Source organism: Sulfurimonas sp. (genome assembly GCF_047622445.1).
Classification (GTDB): Bacteria; Campylobacterota; Campylobacteria; order Campylobacterales; family Sulfurimonadaceae; genus Sulfurimonas.
The window spans coordinates 1-16,147 of record NZ_JBLHOE010000077.1 but is presented as its reverse complement, the minus strand read 5'-3'; the positions used below and the strand labels follow the sequence as shown (position 1 = coordinate 16,147).

16 protein-coding genes are annotated in these 16,147 nt (G+C 32.9%); 14 read left to right on the top strand and 2 right to left on the bottom strand.

Annotated elements, in window-relative coordinates; all coding sequences use genetic code 11:
- A partial coding sequence (locus ACI9TV_RS14075; RefSeq protein ID WP_415251453.1) for a hypothetical protein occupies nucleotides 1-244 on the bottom strand: 244 nt, incomplete at its 3' end.
- 195 nt (nucleotides 245-439) lie between these two features.
- Here ACI9TV_RS14075 and nifJ point away from each other — a divergent pair.
- A complete protein-coding gene (gene nifJ / locus ACI9TV_RS14070; protein WP_415251452.1) occupies nucleotides 440-4,003 on the top strand; it encodes a pyruvate:ferredoxin (flavodoxin) oxidoreductase in 3,564 nt (1,187 codons plus the stop codon).
- Between the two features lie 3 nt (nucleotides 4,004-4,006).
- Complete coding sequence (locus ACI9TV_RS14065; RefSeq protein ID WP_415251451.1) at nucleotides 4,007-4,999, top strand: dihydroorotate dehydrogenase-like protein; 993 nt, start codon at nucleotides 4,007-4,009, stop codon at nucleotides 4,997-4,999.
- A gap of 58 nt (nucleotides 5,000-5,057) precedes the next feature.
- Here ACI9TV_RS14065 and ACI9TV_RS14060 read toward each other — a convergent pair whose 3' ends face one another.
- Nucleotides 5,058-5,732 (bottom strand): YggS family pyridoxal phosphate-dependent enzyme, encoded by a 675-nt coding sequence (locus ACI9TV_RS14060; RefSeq protein ID WP_415251450.1) that lies wholly within the window; start codon nucleotides 5,730-5,732, stop codon nucleotides 5,058-5,060.
- 283 nt (nucleotides 5,733-6,015) lie between these two features.
- Between ACI9TV_RS14060 and ACI9TV_RS14055 the strand changes: the two genes are divergently transcribed.
- From ACI9TV_RS14055 to ACI9TV_RS14000, 12 genes are all read left to right on the top strand, one after another.
- On the top strand, nucleotides 6,016-6,321 hold the full coding sequence (locus tag ACI9TV_RS14055; protein WP_415251449.1) for a hypothetical protein: 306 nt from the start codon (nucleotides 6,016-6,018) through the stop codon (nucleotides 6,319-6,321).
- Between the two features lie 32 nt (nucleotides 6,322-6,353).
- Nucleotides 6,354-7,448: a cache domain-containing protein gene (locus tag ACI9TV_RS14050; RefSeq protein ID WP_415251448.1), complete on the top strand. Its 1,095-nt coding sequence runs from the start codon at nucleotides 6,354-6,356 to the stop codon at nucleotides 7,446-7,448.
- A complete protein-coding gene (locus tag ACI9TV_RS14045; RefSeq protein ID WP_415251447.1) occupies nucleotides 7,445-8,098 on the top strand; it encodes a response regulator transcription factor in 654 nt (217 codons plus the stop codon). Before ACI9TV_RS14050 ends, ACI9TV_RS14045 begins: the two co-directional genes overlap by 4 nt.
- A gap of 118 nt (nucleotides 8,099-8,216) precedes the next feature.
- Nucleotides 8,217-9,251, top strand: coding sequence for a sensor histidine kinase (locus ACI9TV_RS14040; protein WP_415251446.1), 1,035 nt, complete (start codon nucleotides 8,217-8,219; stop codon nucleotides 9,249-9,251).
- A gap of 278 nt (nucleotides 9,252-9,529) precedes the next feature.
- Nucleotides 9,530-10,084: a sulfur oxidation c-type cytochrome SoxX gene (gene soxX, locus ACI9TV_RS14035; protein ID WP_415251445.1), complete on the top strand. Its 555-nt coding sequence runs from the start codon at nucleotides 9,530-9,532 to the stop codon at nucleotides 10,082-10,084.
- Nucleotides 10,085-10,095: 11 nt separating this feature from the next.
- The gene (gene soxY, locus ACI9TV_RS14030) at nucleotides 10,096-10,560 is read left to right on the top strand and encodes a thiosulfate oxidation carrier protein SoxY (protein WP_415251444.1); all 465 of its coding nucleotides are present in this window, start codon (nucleotides 10,096-10,098) and stop codon (nucleotides 10,558-10,560) included.
- A gap of 52 nt (nucleotides 10,561-10,612) precedes the next feature.
- Complete coding sequence (gene soxZ / locus ACI9TV_RS14025) at nucleotides 10,613-10,948, top strand: thiosulfate oxidation carrier complex protein SoxZ (protein WP_415251443.1); 336 nt, start codon at nucleotides 10,613-10,615, stop codon at nucleotides 10,946-10,948.
- Nucleotides 10,949-10,951: 3 nt separating this feature from the next.
- Complete coding sequence (soxA, locus tag ACI9TV_RS14020; RefSeq protein ID WP_415251442.1) at nucleotides 10,952-11,722, top strand: sulfur oxidation c-type cytochrome SoxA; 771 nt, start codon at nucleotides 10,952-10,954, stop codon at nucleotides 11,720-11,722.
- Between the two features lie 4 nt (nucleotides 11,723-11,726).
- Nucleotides 11,727-13,487, top strand: coding sequence for a thiosulfohydrolase SoxB (gene soxB, locus ACI9TV_RS14015; protein WP_415251441.1), 1,761 nt, complete (start codon nucleotides 11,727-11,729; stop codon nucleotides 13,485-13,487).
- 106 nt (nucleotides 13,488-13,593) lie between these two features.
- Nucleotides 13,594-14,760: a hypothetical protein gene (locus ACI9TV_RS14010; protein WP_415251440.1), complete on the top strand. Its 1,167-nt coding sequence runs from the start codon at nucleotides 13,594-13,596 to the stop codon at nucleotides 14,758-14,760.
- A gap of 31 nt (nucleotides 14,761-14,791) precedes the next feature.
- Nucleotides 14,792-15,697 carry an MBL fold metallo-hydrolase gene (locus ACI9TV_RS14005; RefSeq protein WP_415251439.1) on the top strand — a complete coding sequence of 302 codons (906 nt, stop codon included), beginning with the start codon at nucleotides 14,792-14,794 and terminating at the stop codon, nucleotides 15,695-15,697.
- Complete coding sequence (locus tag ACI9TV_RS14000) at nucleotides 15,690-16,064, top strand: DUF255 domain-containing protein (RefSeq protein WP_415251438.1); 375 nt, start codon at nucleotides 15,690-15,692, stop codon at nucleotides 16,062-16,064. Before ACI9TV_RS14005 ends, ACI9TV_RS14000 begins: the two co-directional genes overlap by 8 nt.
- Nucleotides 16,065-16,147: the final 83 nt, after the last annotated feature.

Here is a 16,147-nt window from a genome sequence, read left to right as displayed (position 1 = left end):
TTATATACTTTCTTGAATGTGGGCACATAGGGTCTACAAATATATATGTTTGGTATCCAGATCCTTTTCCAAGTCGAATGGCATGTTTTTCAATTGACTTTAGAAGGATCTTTGAATTCTCAGGTAGTGAATGGTCTGTCAAATTAAGTTTTTCTAGTGCGAAAATATTTAGAGATAAAAAAAGAAGTAAAAATATTTTCTTCGTTAGATTAAAAGGCTCTGAAGCTATTGAAACATCTAACATGTGTTTCCTTATTTATTTTTCTATATTGTAACGTATACGAGTACTCTTTTTAGAAACAAATAGCCTAATAATTGAGCATTTTTTTATTAAGTATGAATATTTAATAAAACTTTTATAATTATTTTATAGTAAAATTTAGCATTATTGAAGCTGAAAAGAACGATAATAGTTATATATAAAATATAAGGTCCCTCTATGAAAAAGCGAAGTATTACCATTGACGGAAATGAAGCAGTTGCTAGAGTTGCTCATAAAATAAACGAAGTTATAGCCATCTATCCTATCACGCCATCTTCCCCTATGTCAGAGCTTAGTGAAATATACACTATGCGTCGTGAGAAAAATATTTTTGGTGGCTTACCTAAAATTATGGAGATGCAAAGTGAGGGTGGGGCAAGTGGTTCTGTTCATGGATCTCTTCAGACTGGAGCCTTAACTACTACTTTTACATCTTCTCAGGGTCTTTTACTGATGATTCCTAACATGTATAAGATTGCAGGTGAACTCACACCTACAGTTTTTCATGTAGCTGCGCGCTCTCTAGCTGCACAAGCGCTTTCCATTTTTGGAGATCATAGTGATGTTATGTCAGTTCGTCAAACTGGTTTTGCTCTTTTATCTTCAAACTCTGTTCAAGAAGCGCATGATATGGCACTTATATCCCAAGCCGCTTCTTTAGAATCTCGTATACCTTTTTTACACTTCTTTGATGGTTTTAGAACATCCCATGAAGTAAGTAAGATAGAACTACTAGAGGAGTCAGTGCTAAAAGCTATGATAGATGAAGATTTAGTACATGCACATCGCGCTCGTGGGCTTTCTCCTGATCATCCTGTTATTCGTGGTACATCTCAAAATCCTGATGTATATTTCCAAGGAAGAGAGAGTATAAATACTTACTATGAAAAACTCCCCGGTATTACCCAAAAGGTAATGGATAAATTTGAAGACTTAACTGGACGTGCATATAAACTTTTTGAGTATGTTGGAGATAAAGATGCTGAGCGTATTATCATCATTATGGGTTCCGGTGCTGAGACTGTTCATGAAAGTGTTGAGTATTTGACCCAGCATGGAGAAAAAGTTGGAGTTCTAAAAGTAAGACTGTACAGACCTTTTTCAATAAAAGACTTCGTAAACGCTTTACCAAAAACTATAAAATCCATAGCCGTACTAGACAGAACAAAAGAGATCGGTGCTTCAGGTGAACCACTCTATCTTGATGTGGTAACTACACTCAACGAATTTAACGAGCAAGGGGAACTTGGATTTGCTATGCCAAAAATCATTGGTGGACGTTATGGACTCTCTTCTAAAGAGTTTACACCGTCGATGGTTAAAGCCGTATTTGAGGAACTTTTAAAAGCTAAACCAAAAAACCACTTCACCATTGGGATTTATGATGATGTAAGTCATACTTCTTTGGAATGGGATAAGTCTTTTTCCACTGCAAACGATAAAACTTTACGAGCTATGTTTTTTGGACTTGGAAGTGATGGAACAGTTGGGGCAAATAAGAACTCTATTAAAATTATTGGCGAGGAAACTGATAATTTTGTTCAAGGTTATTTTGTTTATGATTCAAATAAATCTGGTTCGATGACAACATCACACTTACGTTTTGGTCCTGATACTATACGGTCGAGTTATTTGATAGAAAAAGCAAACTTTGTAGCGTGTCATCAAAGTGTCTTTCTTGAAAAGTTAGATATTTTAAGACATGCAAGTAAGGGTGCAACATTTTTACTTAACTCGCCTTTTTCTAAAGAAATTGTTTTCTCAAAGCTTCCATTAAAAGTACAAGAAGAGATTATAGAAAAAGAGCTGAAGTTTTTTGTGATTGATGCTGCTAAAGTTTCTAATGCGAGTGGTATGGGTCGTCGTATAAATACTGTCATGCAAACTTGTTTTTTCGCTATCTCTGGTGTATTAGAAAAAGAAGAGGCAATTGCTAAAATTAAAAATTCTATAGAAAAAAGTTATGGTAAAAAAGGCAAGCAGATTGTAGATATGAATAATCTTGCAGTAGATAATGCCCTTGCAAATCTTTATGAAGTAAATGTTCCAGAGTCTACTGTGGGTGCAAAACCTATGCAGCCAATTGTCAAAGGGGACTTTGATGATTTTGTGAAAGATATTACGGCAAGAATTATATCTGGCGATGGCGATGAACTTCCTGTTTCTGCTATTCCAGTAGATGGAACATGGCCCACGGGTACAACACAGTATCAAAAACGTAATATCGCCTTGGAAGTACCAGTATGGGATGCAAGTACGTGTATACAATGTAACAAGTGTGTCATTGTCTGTCCTCATGCGGCTATTCGCTCAAAAGTAATAGAAGAAGAAATTTTAAATGATGCTCCTGGTATTTTCAGCTTTATAAAAGCCAAAGGTAAAACTTTTGAGCCTACTGAGCAGTTTACAATTGCTGTAGCTGTTGAAGACTGTACAGGTTGCTCTCTTTGTGTAGAAGTATGTCCAGCTAAAAATAAATCTCAAACTAATCTTAAAGCGATTAATATGGTGCCACAAGTAGATGTACATGATGATGGAGTTCTTAACTGGGATTATTTTACAAAACTTCCAAATTATGACAGAGCAAAACTCAATCATGAAAAAGCAAAAGAGACACAGTTTCTTGAACCTCTGTTTGAGTTTTCCGGTGCTTGTCCTGGGTGTGGTGAAACTCCGTACATAAAACTCGCTTCACAACTTTTTGGAGATAGAATGGTCGTAGCTAATGCAACAGGTTGTTCTTCTATCTATGGAGGGAATTTACCAACAACACCATGGAAGAAAAATAGTGACGGGCGTGGTCCAGCATGGGCAAACTCACTCTTTGAAGATAATGCAGAATTTGGTTTAGGATTTAGACTAGCAATAGATAGTCATACAGATAACGCAAGAGACATATTATCTAATATTAAAAAAGAAATTGGCTTAGAACTGAGTGAGAGTATCTTAGATTCGGCACAAGAAGATGAGCCGGAGATTTTTGCACAAAGACAAAGGGTTGAAGAGCTTAAAAAAGTACTTAAAGAAAGTAAGGCAGAGAATGCAGATAGACTTAGCCATTTATGTGATTACTTGGTAAAAAAATCTGTATGGATGATAGGTGGCGATGGTTGGGCATATGACATTGGATACGGTGGACTTGATCATGTTTTAGCAAGTGGTAAAAATGTCAACATTTTAGTACTTGATACTCAAGTGTACTCAAACACTGGTGGTCAACAGTCAAAAGCAACCATGGTTGGCGCAGTTGCTAAGTTTGCAGCAGGTGGTAAAGCTCAGGTTCCTAAAGATTTAGCAATGATGGCTATAGCGTACGGAAATGTTTATGTTGCTAGAGTAGCTATGGGTGCGAGTGATACACAAACGGTGAAGGCTTTTGTAGAGGCTGAAGCGTATGATGGACCTTCAATCATCATCGCATATTCGCATTGTGTGGCACATGGCTATGATCTCCGTTATGGAATGGCACATCAAAAACTGGCAGTTGATTCTGGTCTATGGGCAACTTTTAGATATAACCCTGACCTAGAAAAAGAAGGTAAAAATCCTATGATACTTGACTATAAAGGACCGCAGATAGATGTGAAGAATTTTATGTATCAAGAGACACGATTTAAAATGGTTGAAAAACTTGATACGAACAATGCAAAAAAGTATTTACAAACAGCTAGAACTCATGCAAAAGATATGTACAAACGCTATGAGAACATAGCCCAAACATCATACAAAGAAGAGGAGTAGAAGATGGACTTAACAACTACATATATGGGACTCAAACTTAAAAATCCAATTATTGTCGGGGCATCTCCGCTTACAGCTTCTTTTGAATCAATTCAAAAACTTGAAGAGAGTGGGGCAGCAGCTGTTGTTTTGCATTCTATATTTGAAGAACAAATTAATCATGAAACACATGAGTTGGATCATTTTCTTTTTAAAGGGAGTGAGGATTATGCGGAGGCTTTAGGGTACTTTCCTGAAGTTACTTTAAGTAATCTAGAGTCAGAACATTATCTTGATGAAATTAAAAAACTAAAAGAAAATATTTCTATCCCTATAATTGCTTCTCTTAATGGTGTGAGTCGTGGTGGTTGGCAGGAGTATGCTAAAAAATTAGAGTCTGCTGGTGTGGATGCTATAGAGCTTAACATTACATATATTCCAACAGATATAGATAAAGATGCTAGAGAGATTGAACAACTCTACATTGATGCACTTACAGTGGTAAGAGAACATGTTAGTATCCCTATTGCAGTTAAAATGAATGCCTTTTTTTCTGCTCCTGCCCAAATGGCAAAAAAATTAACCGATGCTGGAGCAAATGCTTTGGTTCTTTTTGACCGTCCTGTTCATGTAGATATTGATCTTGAAAACTTAAACTCTGTGCAGACTATTAACCCAACACGATCAAATGATTTGAGTGAAACACTTCGTTGGAGTGCGATTCTTTACAATAAACTAGATGTTTCTTTATGCGCGTCAACGGGTGTAAGTACTCATGAAGATATATTGAAATCTATGATGAGTGGAGCCGATGCCGTACAGATGGTAAGTGCTATTTTAAAATATGGTGAAGCTCATATAACTACAGTCTTAGAAAATTTAGTAGCCTGGATGGAAGAAAAAGAATATGTTTCAATAGAGCAGATGAAAGGAAGTATATCACTTCACCATACTTCTAATCCCGCAGCATATGAGAGAGCAAATTATATGAGGGTACTTACTGATTATCGATATTAATAGCCAAACATGAGAGCATTTTTTTAATTAAGTCATAAAGAGAGTTATTCTATTAGGGTTACTTATTAAACATTACAGAACCAAGTCTAATCATATTTGACCCACACGAAATAGCTAGCTCATAATCTCCACTCATACCCATAGAACAGATTGTTGCACCATTGAGTTGCTTGTAAATATTGTGTGTTGTCTCAAAACTCTGCTTAACGATATCTCTATCCTCAGAATGAGCACCAATGCTCATTACCCCTTTTAGTTTGATATTTGGACAAGTGTCTTGAATTTTTTTGTATGTCTCTATCGCCAATTCAGGCATAACTCCATACTTAGATTCTTCCTTTGCAGAATTGATTTGCATTAAAGTAGAGAGAGTCATATTTTTTGCTAGAAGCTTTTTTTGTAATTCTTCTGCTAGTTCTATCGAATCGAGTGCATGAAAAAGTGAAGGTCTAATATCTAGTAAATTATTAATCTTATTTTTTTGAAGATTCCCAATGAAGTGCCACTCTAGCGGTAAATCTTCAAGCTCTTGTGATTTTACTTTTAAATCTTGAACTTTATTTTCGCCAAAAGCACGCTGTCCAATGTTATAAAGTTTTTCAATTTCATCAGAAGTCGAGTACTTACTTACTGCAATAGTTTTAACAATATGGTACTCGCTTACTTGAAGACGTGCAAATTCTACACGTCTCACAACGTCGTCGATGTATATTTTATATTCTATTTCTGTCATTTATTATCCAATTTAATTTATTAAAACCAATGTATAGCTTATTTATGAAGGAATCTATGATTTTAGAATTCCTAGTATTTATATATTTTTTCAATTTGAGTGTGGAATTGTATCAAAAAATCTTACTAAATTTACGTTCTCTCATTTAGTGTCATTATAAGCGAGTTATAGATAGTTTTGGAATATATGCATGATTTTTACTTAAATTTTACAATTTTTCGATAAAGTAATCTGATTATTCTTTAGTATAGGTATGGATGATAAATTTTTGATAGGGGTATTTATGAAAAAAGTTATGAATATAATGTATTTTTTGTTTTTGAGTATGCTGTTTAGTGCGTGTTCAAATATGGTTATAGGGTTTGAAGAAAACAGTGTATTTTATACAGAACCAAAAAAAGAATTGGCAGAGCAAAAGGAAAAAATACCTTCAAAACCTGAATCTAAAAATTTAAAGGTAGAGAACATGAAAATTCAAGAGTTTACTCCAAGCATTACAGTGGAGAAAAAAGATAAGACAGTAGAGAAAAAAAATGAGGATACTGAAAATGAAACAACTTTTTCTTATGACCCGTATGAGGGGGAATGAGTTTCATAAGATAATTATAAAATTAGTTTTTAATGCTTAAAAAAATAATCTTACTATTTGTTGTATTAGCGAGTATCGTTTTTATCGGTTTTGTATATTATAATAATGAGAATAGAGAAGAAAAAATTCATAATATAATGGATCAAGTTACTCTTACCTTAGATTCAGAGTTAAACCTGCATAAAATGAATGATCTTAAGATGGCTCTTTTTTTGTCTCAAAATACAGGAATAGTTAATGCCTTAGAAAATGATGATGAAGATTTAGGGTATCAAATACTCTCCGACATTAGAAACACAATTAAGAAAAATACAGGGATGTTAGTTAGAGCACAAATAATAACTAAAGAACATAATATTTTTGCAAGAAGTTGGGATGATATTTATGCTGGAATGCCTATAGGCGAATATAGAACAGATTTTGATTATTTTAAAACACATAAGACACCTCGTACTTCGATAGAGATAGGGAGACGGTTAGGGATAAAAGCAACTGTACCTATATACAAGGATGGTGTATTCCTCGGATTCGTAGAGGTTATTTCCTTTTTTAAATCAATTACAGATTTCTTCAGCTCTATAGGTGTGGATTTTTATGCCTTACTCGATGTGAAATATTCAGACAGTGCTGTGTTAATGATGCAAAATTTAACGATAGCTGATTATGTTGTAGCAAATAGAAATTATAATTATAATCATATTCAAACATTAAATAAAGTAGACTTTAAAGAGTTACAACTAAGTAAAATCTTATATCTAGATGGAAAATATATATTTTACCAAACAATGTACGATGGTGAATATAAAGCTATCGGAGGATATGTACTTATTTTGCCAGAGAGATATTTAGACTATTTTAGAGATCAAGAAGATGATATATCTTTTTTAATAAATGTAACAAGAAGTGGTTTGTATGATGTACTAAAAGAAGAGAAATATGAAAAGAATTTGTATGATAAATATTCTGCTAGTTCTATGGTATACCTTCAAGATGTCATAAGTAAAGAGGATAGGCAAGTTTTTTTAGATGAAGCTTATGAAAAGTTTGATACTTTCACAAAAGATGAGCTTATTCAAATGATGTTAAATAAAAAAATTGTTAAAAAAATAGATGGAAAAATTAAATGAAAATTTTATTATTAGAAGATGAGTATTCGTTACGTATAAGTATAGAAGAGTTTTTAACCGACCTAGGGTATAGGGTTGATGGTTTTATGGATGGATTAGAAGCGTATAATGCCATTTACGACACGCCATATGATATGTTACTTTTAGATGTGAACGTACCATCATTAACTGGTTTTGAACTTTTACAAAAATTGAAACAAGATAATAAAAATATACCAACAATATTTTTAACATCAATGACAAATTTAGATAATTTAAAAGAAGGTTACAAAAGTGGGTGTTGTGATTACATTCGAAAACCTTTTGATTTAGAGGAACTTGAGTTACGTATAGATCAAGCTTTCACAGGTTGTTTAGAAGATGATAGTTCAATAGTAAATATTAATAAAGATCTTTCTTATAATATCAAGAAATCTCAATTGACATTTGAAAATAAGGAAATAATTCTTAGAAAAGCAGAGCAGGATATTTTAAAAGTTCTTATAAAAAATAAAAATATTGTAGTTTCATGTGAAATGTTTCAAGATCAGGTATGGGGAGAATATGTTGAACCCTCAACAATTAGGGTTCAGGTAAATAACTTACGTAAAAAATTACCTGATGGTATTATTCAAAATAGAAGAGGCTTAGGGTATATAATTGAAAGGTAATCAGTATTCTGCAAAGTACGCGTTAATATATACATCTTTAATAGCTATTATTCTTTTAATACCTTTGTTTTTCTACTTTATTTATATGAAAAATATTCATTCTATACAAAATGAGTTATTGCTAAAAGAGAAATCACTTTTAGTAATAAAGAGTATACAAGAACATAACAAAAATGAAGAATATTTTGAATATCCAAGATTCAATACATTTCAATCAGGATTGTATAATGAAAAATTTGAACCAATTTTTTCTTTACTTAAATATGAAGTTAAATACTTTAAAGACGGATACCATTTAGATAATAATGATGCTTACCTTATTGTTAAACTGCCGAAACATAGATATTTTGATGCAAAGTACCTTATCGTAAAAAATAAAATTTCTTTTGCAACAGTTTATGAAAAATTAATGTTAATACTTCTTGGAGTAGTTATACTTATCTTTATTCTTAGTATCTTCTTTTTGCAGAGTTTTGCTAAACCATATAAAAAAATGAATAAAACACTAGATAATTTCATTAAAGACTCTATGCATGAAATTAATACGCCTTTATCTATCATAAGTGTTAATATTGATCTTTACAATAGAAAAAATACAGCCAATAAGTATATGAGTAGAATGAAAGCTGCAACAAAGGTATTGTCTAACATATACAACGATATGGACTACCTTATAAAACATGATAAGTTAAGACATGAGAAAGAGGCTATAGAAATAGCTGTTTTTTTAAAAGAAAGAATTGATTATTTTAGTGAGGTAGGGAAAATGAAAGATATAACTATTAATTCATATATTGATATTCATCCTTATATAGAAATGAATCCAAAACAATTACAACGTGTAATTGACAATACTATCTCTAATGCTATTAAATATTCTACTGAAAATTCAGAAATAGATATAAGACTATATATGAAAGATGAAAAGTGTCATTTAAGTTTTCAAGATTATGGAAGGGGCATTGAAAATGTTAAAAAAATATTTAGTAGATACTATCGAGAAGATTCTAATAAGGGTGGTTTTGGGATAGGATTAAATATTGTAAAGTCTATTATTGATGAGATGAATATAGAATTACATGTAGATTCCACTCCAAAAGTTGGAAGTACATTCTTATATGTATTTCCATTTGCTTTCCCTCGAGGTATATAACTGAAGTAAATATAGCTTCACATATATTTCCTTCTTTATTTTATGTCTTGGTACATATCCCTTATATATAGGAATAGAAGTTTCTATTTTATTTTCCTCAGATATGCATAAATAAACTATCAATTTAAATTATATATCACTAAATAAATTTATTATCTTTATCACATATATAAGTAAATATAATTTATCTGAAAAAAGATATATAATTAAATCAAATTTTATATAAATTTTACACTTCATAGTTATACTGACGCTGAAACTAAACAAAAGGAAAGAGAATGAAGAAAACTTTGGTTATGTCATTAGTTCTTGTAGGGTCTGTTTTCGCTGCTGATTATAGTAATGTGATACAACACCCTAATGCAAGCAAGATGATTAAAAAAGATTTATTGCCACCTGCTAAGCACTTTAAAATGCCAGCTGGTTGTGTAAGTACAAATCCTGCATCTATAGCGCGAGGTGCTTTTTTATTCCATAATTTAAATGGAAAAAAAGCGAAAAAGAATCCACCAAAGGGTATCTCTCGTAAGCAGATGAAACCAGGTAAAACATACCTTCCCGGAGATAAGATTCCAAATAAACAATATGGTAACTGTATCGCTTGTCATAATATCGAAGGTTCAAACGGACCAGGAAATGTTGGTCCTTCATTAGTTGGATACAAAGCAATGTTTGTTGATAGTGGCGTTAGAGATGCTCAATATGTTTATCAACAAATTGCAGATGCTCGTGCATTAAATCCAGAGACACTTATGACAATTAATTTAGCAAATGGTTTATTTAACGAAAGTGAAGTATGTGACCTTACTTCATATATCTTAGCACCAAAATAAAAAGGAATATTATGAAAAGAAGAGATTTTTTTAAACAAATAGGTTCTGCAGCATTAGTAGCTGCAGCAGTAACGCCAACAATGAGTTTTGCAGCTGCACCAATATCAGTAAATGTAATGAGTTATAACGATGCTTTAGCTGCGATTACTGGTGGTAAAACAGCAAAAGCATCAAGTGCAGTAAGTTTAAAGGTGCCAGAAATTGCTGAGAATGGTGCTGTTGTTCCAGTTACTGTAACAGTAGACTCTCCAATGACTGACGCTGATTATGTAAAATCTATACATATAATCGCTGGTAAAAATAGTAATGCTCGTTGTATAGATGCGCACTTAACTCCAGCAAATGGTAAAGCAATGTTCGCTACTCGTGTGAAGCTTGGTGGAACACAAAAAATTACAGCAGTTGTTGCATTAAGTAATGGCGAGTTTTTGATGGCATCTCAAAGTGTTAAAGTAACAATCGGTGGTTGTGGTTGATCCTTCTCTAAAGTACACATATAAAATAAATAAAATAAAATAGGAAAATAAAATGGCAAAAAGAAAATCACTGATTAAAATCAAACCAAAAAAATATAAAGATGGTGAAATTGTAAAAGTAAGTTTTATGGTTATGCATCCAATGGACACGGGTCTTTCTAAAGATAAAAAGACAAAGAAATTGAAGCCTGCTAAATATGTTAATAATGTGAAATTTACATATAACGGAAAAGTTATAACTACTTTAAACGTATGGGAAACATTGTCTACTAATCCAGTATTTACAACGTATATGAAAGTAAATGGTAAGGGTGATCTTACTGTAACATATACTGACAATACAGGTGAAATGAACGAAAAAAGTAAAAAGATTAAACCAAAAGGATAATCCATGAATACAGGAATTAAAATAGCACTGTCTGTAGCACTTCTTTCATCATTATCTTTTGGTGGTGAAGCATTTGCTATGAGTGATGCTGACCGTGCTATGTATGCAGAGATGCTAGAAAATAATCCAGCAGATATGTTTGTTGAAAGCGGAAGTGAAATGCTTGAAGAATTTGGTGGAGATGCAGCTTTAGCAGCATTTTTAAAGGTAAGTGAAGATGATTTACCAAAATATATTGCGGGGTTTCCTCGTTATTTAGAAGACTTTAAACAAGTTGTTACAATTAGTCAAACTTTACAAGGTTTTATGCATTCAAAAGGTGAAAAACCATTTAAACTTAAAAGTTCAAAAATGTTTGAAATGAGTTCTTATGTAAAGTCGATTGCTAATGGTGAAGCTGTAAACATTGATGTCAATGCAAATGAACACATGAAAAAAGCCTATGCAATGGGTAAAAATAATTACATGACACCACGTGGAGGAAGAGGACTTGCTTGTAACTCTTGTCACTCGGCTCAGGTAATAGGAACAGTTCTAAGAACACAACCTTTACCAGACTTAAGTGCTAAAGGTGTAGCCGTAGCTGCTACTTGGCCTGGATATAGAATGACAAAGTCATCTTTAAGAACTCTGCCAAGACGTTTTCAGGGTTGTATGAACAATGCTCTTTTAAAAGTAATCCCTTTAGGATCTCCAGAAATGGTAGCACTTGAAGTTTATTTAACTGATGAAGCTAAGGGCGCGGAAATCGCTATTCCTGGTTTAAAAAGGTAATATAATGGATATATCAAGAAGAGACTTTATGCACATAGCTGCTATTTTAGGACTTGGTGCTGCTACTAGCGGTTCAGCAAGTTCTAAAACTTCGGCAAGTATTGGCTTAAAAGACATATATGACTTTAATGCAACTGGTAATTTTACATTACTTCATATGTGTGATATCCATGCGCATATCAAACCATTATACTGGAGAGAGCCATCTACATTGTTATCTGCTCCTAATTTAACTGGAACACCTGGCTTTTTATGTGGTGAGGCATTTGCAAAACATTATGGTTTAGAGCCAAGTTCACTAGATGCATATTTTGATACACATGTTGATTTTGAAGTATTAGCGAAGAAATTTGGTAAGATGGGCGGTATAGCTCATATGAAAACATACCTTGATCATGTAAGAAAAGAAAGAGGTGCAGATAATGTATTGTTCCTTGATTCTGGAGATACTTGGCAAGGTACTGGTGTAGCATTAAAAACTCGTGGTGAAGCTATTGTTAAAGCGCAAAACTACCTTGGTGTTGATGTTATGACAGGTCACTGGGAATTTACTTATGGTAAAGAAAGAGTGCTAGAGCTTATCGAAATGTTAGATGCAAAATTTGTTGCTCAAAATGTTATTGGTAATGATCCTTTTGCAGATGAGTATGAAGAACTTATTTTTGAACCATATACGATTCAAGAAAAAGGTGGAGCTAAGATCGGTATTATCGGTCAAGCATTTCCATTTACTTCTACTGCAAATCCTAAAGAGTTTACAGAAGGTTGGAGTTTTGGTATTAGACCTGAAACACTTCAAGATTATGTAAATGAATTAAGAAAAGAGCATAAAGTTGATTGTGTTGTAGTTATTTCTCATGATGGTTTCTCAGTTGATCAAGAAGTTGCTCGTATGGTTCATGGTATTGACTTTATTCTAAGTGGACATACACATGATCCTTCACCTAAGCCTATTACAATTAATGGTACTGTAGTTGTTATCGCAGGAAGTCATGGTAAGTTTGTAGGACGTTTAGATATTGATGCTAGTAACGGAAAAGTAAATGATTATGAGTACAAACTTGTACCTATTGCTTCAAACCTGATTCCAGCAGATCCAGAAGGTGTAAAACTTGTAAATGAATTGTATGCTCCATTTGATAAAGAGTTAAATGAAGTTCTAGGTAAAACTAAAAATATTCTTTATAAGCGTGACACTTTCTTTTCAACATTCGATGAGTTGATTAATAATGCGATTCTTGATGAGATGAAATGTGATATGGCTTTTACTCCTGGATATAGATGGGGTACAACAGTTTTAGCCGGCGATGATATTTTAATGGATAATGTATATGAGATGTGTGGAATCACATATCCTAATGTATATACATTTGATTTATCAGGTAAACAGATTGCTAGTTTACTAGAAGATATAGCAGATAATGTATTTAATTCTAATCCTTTATACCAACAGGGTGGGGACATGTCTCGACTAGGTGGAGTTACGTATAGTATTGAAGTAGCAGGAAAAGCTGGAAAGAGAATTTCTAAACTTATGATTGGTGGTAAACCGATAGATTTAAAGAAAACTTATGTTGTTTCATCTTGGGGTGGAAATCTTCAAAATGCTGGTAGTAATCTTCAAAAAGACAAGATTAGACCTGTATATGATGTGACACGTGATTACATCAAAAGACAAAAAGTAGTTGATATTAGTAACGCGGGTAATGTTACGATAGTTGATTATGATTGTGGTTGTCCAGTTAAAGGTTCGACTAGTTGTTAAGTAAATGGTAGCTCTAACTACCATTTATCAAATCCGAATATGTATATAATCAGATAAAAGATAAGATTATTATAACATATTATTTATTAAATAATAAGGAAAGATTATGAAAAAAAGTTCAATGATAAAACTAGCAGCAGGTGCAGCTGCACTATTACTAATGAGTACATCAGCACAAGCTGGTTATACAATGAAGAAAAAAGTTGGTGATGTAGATACAAAACTGACATTTTTTGGTTTTTCTCAGCTTGAGGCTCGTGCTGGTGATGGTATTATCAAAGATGGTGAAGATTCAAAAGTTGCATTTGGAGCACAGCGTATTCGTCTTGGTTGGAAGTATCAAGCTGGAAAAGTTCGTGGTAAAGTATTTTTAGATTTCAATCAAGATCATGCTGTTAACGGAAAAACTGGAGATGGTGCAGCAATGCCGAAAATGGTTAAAGATGCTTTCATTTCTTATGTTGCTGATCCTGCATTTGTAATAAAAGCGGGTCTTATTAAAATGCCAAATGGTATGAGTTTTACAATGCCAGGATGGAATCTTGATATTGCAGAACGTGGTTTTGATAAGAAACTTGTTCTTGAGAGAAATACAGGTTTAATGGTTTCTGGTCGTGCTATTGGTGGAAGTGGTAAAGTAAATGGTTTTGAAATGGGTCATGAACGTCCATGGGTAGGTTTTGGTTATGATGTTATGATCGCTAATCAAGCTGATAGAAGTGCAGTTGCAGGAAGTAGTAAAAATGGTGGAAATTCTTATGCAGTTCGTGGTATGTACGATAATACTGAAAAACTTCATATAGAAGCTTCATATGCATTAAGTGAAAATGCAGCTGGCCCAAGTGGTGTTGCTGGTGGTGAAGATTACTCAAATATTAATATTGGTATTGATTCTAACCTAGGAAACTTAAGCTTAAAAGCAGAATACTTTGATGCAGAAAATCTTAACGGTGTAAAGGGTTATGATGAAAAAGCTCTTACTGCAACTGCTGGATACTTTGTAACTCCATCTTTAGAATTAGTTGGTAAATATATGAAAGCGGATGCAGAAAAAGTTGGTAGTGCTGACACTAGTTTGACAAATGTTTACTTAGGTGCAAATATTTTCATCTCTTCTCCATACCAAGATTTTTCTCGTAAAGCTAAGCGTATGAGAAATCAACATAAAGTTGTTTTAAACTATGTTATGGCAAGCGGTGATACTGATTCAAATAATGTAGCTGGTGGTTACACTGATGATGCTATCATAGCACAGTACCAATTTAAGTTCTAAAATTAAGATTTAAAAAGATAAAGGTTATGCTTTGAAATTACTACTGATACTAACATTACTAATCAATTACCTCACGGCTTTTGATTATGAGTTAGAGCCGAAGAAAATAAGTGCTACTACACATTGTTTTTTTGGGTACTCAGAGGTAATGGATGAGCATAACAATGGTAACATGTCTAATTCCTGTTTTGTTAATATGGGGACCAATTATATTGTAATTGATAGCGGTCCTACATACTCATATGCTTTCCAAGCATATGAAAAAATGAAAATGATTAAGAATCTACCTATTTCTTATGTAATAAATACTCATGTTCATGATGACCATTGGCTGGGAAATAGTTATTACTCTGAATTAGGTGTACAAATTGTAGGCTCAAATGGCTTCTCTTCTGAGACGAGAGTTGCCATTACGAGAATGCAGCAAAGAATAAGTCCAGAAGCTTTTTTAAAAACTACTCAAGTTATCCCCTTGATTTTAGTAGAGAATGAAAAGCTTCTTGATGTTAATGGTACCACAATACACCTTATTAATGTAAATAAAAAAGCTCATACGAGTGCTGATCTTTTAGTTTACATACCTAAAGACAAGACAATCTTTGTTGGTGATCTAGTTTTTAATGATAGGTTACCTTCCATACGAGATGGGGATTTAAAAGGATGGACAGATACACTCGAGGTCATTAAGTCTATGGATGTTACATTTATCATTGGTGGACATGGCAAAATTGTGGATAGAACATCTGTAGATATGACATATAACTATATTAAAACATTACAAGAAGAAGTTTCCACTTTACTAGAAGATGGTGAAGATATTTCTGATGTAGTTAATACTGTTGTAATGGAAAAATATAAAGATACAAATTTTTATGATTCTATGCATAGACAAAATGTAGAGATAGCTTATAGAATGTTAGAGTGGGGAAATGAATAGACTAGTATGTGTCTTTCTACTTATATGTTCACATGCAATTGCTGTTGAATGGATAGGATATGAAGAAGCTTTACGTGTACAAGAAAAAAATAATAAGATAATTATGATAGATGTGATAAGAACAAATTGTGGTTATTGTAGCAATATGGAAATGGCAGTTTTTGAAGATTTATATATGGAAGACTGGCTTGAGGAAAGATTTATATTAGTAAAAATAAATCTTGACAAAGATTATATGCCATTAGGAATAAAACCTGTTATGACTCCAAGTTTTTATTTTATTAATAATAAACAGGATATCATTAAAAAGTTTATTGGAGCTTGGAACATTGAAGATTTCAAATCTCTAACAAGGAATATAAAATGATAAAAAAATTACTATTAGTGTTGTCAATGTGTTTGGTACTGTCCGCTGAAACTGAGTTTGCAGAACCTGAACCATCGTTAGTT

Bases quoted from the DNA above. Each gene is read 5' to 3' on its own strand.
- soxA (WP_415251442.1), top strand. From the start codon at position 10,952: ATGAATACAGGAATTAAAATAGCACTGTCTGTAGCACTTCTTTCATCA.
- ACI9TV_RS14010 (WP_415251440.1), top strand. From the start codon at position 13,594: ATGAAAAAAAGTTCAATGATAAAACTAGCAGCAGGTGCAGCTGCACTA.
- ACI9TV_RS14060 (WP_415251450.1), bottom strand. From the start codon at position 5,732: ATGACAGAAATAGAATATAAAATATACATCGACGACGTTGTGAGACGT.
- soxZ (WP_415251443.1), top strand. From the start codon at position 10,613: ATGGCAAAAAGAAAATCACTGATTAAAATCAAACCAAAAAAATATAAA.
- ACI9TV_RS14055 (WP_415251449.1), top strand. From the start codon at position 6,016: ATGAAAAAAGTTATGAATATAATGTATTTTTTGTTTTTGAGTATGCTG.
- ACI9TV_RS14000 (WP_415251438.1), top strand. From the start codon at position 15,690: ATGAATAGACTAGTATGTGTCTTTCTACTTATATGTTCACATGCAATT.
- soxY (WP_415251444.1), top strand. From the start codon at position 10,096: ATGAAAAGAAGAGATTTTTTTAAACAAATAGGTTCTGCAGCATTAGTA.
- nifJ (WP_415251452.1), top strand. From the start codon at position 440: ATGAAAAAGCGAAGTATTACCATTGACGGAAATGAAGCAGTTGCTAGA.
- ACI9TV_RS14050 (WP_415251448.1), top strand. From the start codon at position 6,354: ATGCTTAAAAAAATAATCTTACTATTTGTTGTATTAGCGAGTATCGTT.
- soxX (WP_415251445.1), top strand. From the start codon at position 9,530: ATGAAGAAAACTTTGGTTATGTCATTAGTTCTTGTAGGGTCTGTTTTC.
- ACI9TV_RS14065 (WP_415251451.1), top strand. From the start codon at position 4,007: ATGGACTTAACAACTACATATATGGGACTCAAACTTAAAAATCCAATT.
- ACI9TV_RS14045 (WP_415251447.1), top strand. From the start codon at position 7,445: ATGAAAATTTTATTATTAGAAGATGAGTATTCGTTACGTATAAGTATA.
- soxB (WP_415251441.1), top strand. From the start codon at position 11,727: ATGGATATATCAAGAAGAGACTTTATGCACATAGCTGCTATTTTAGGA.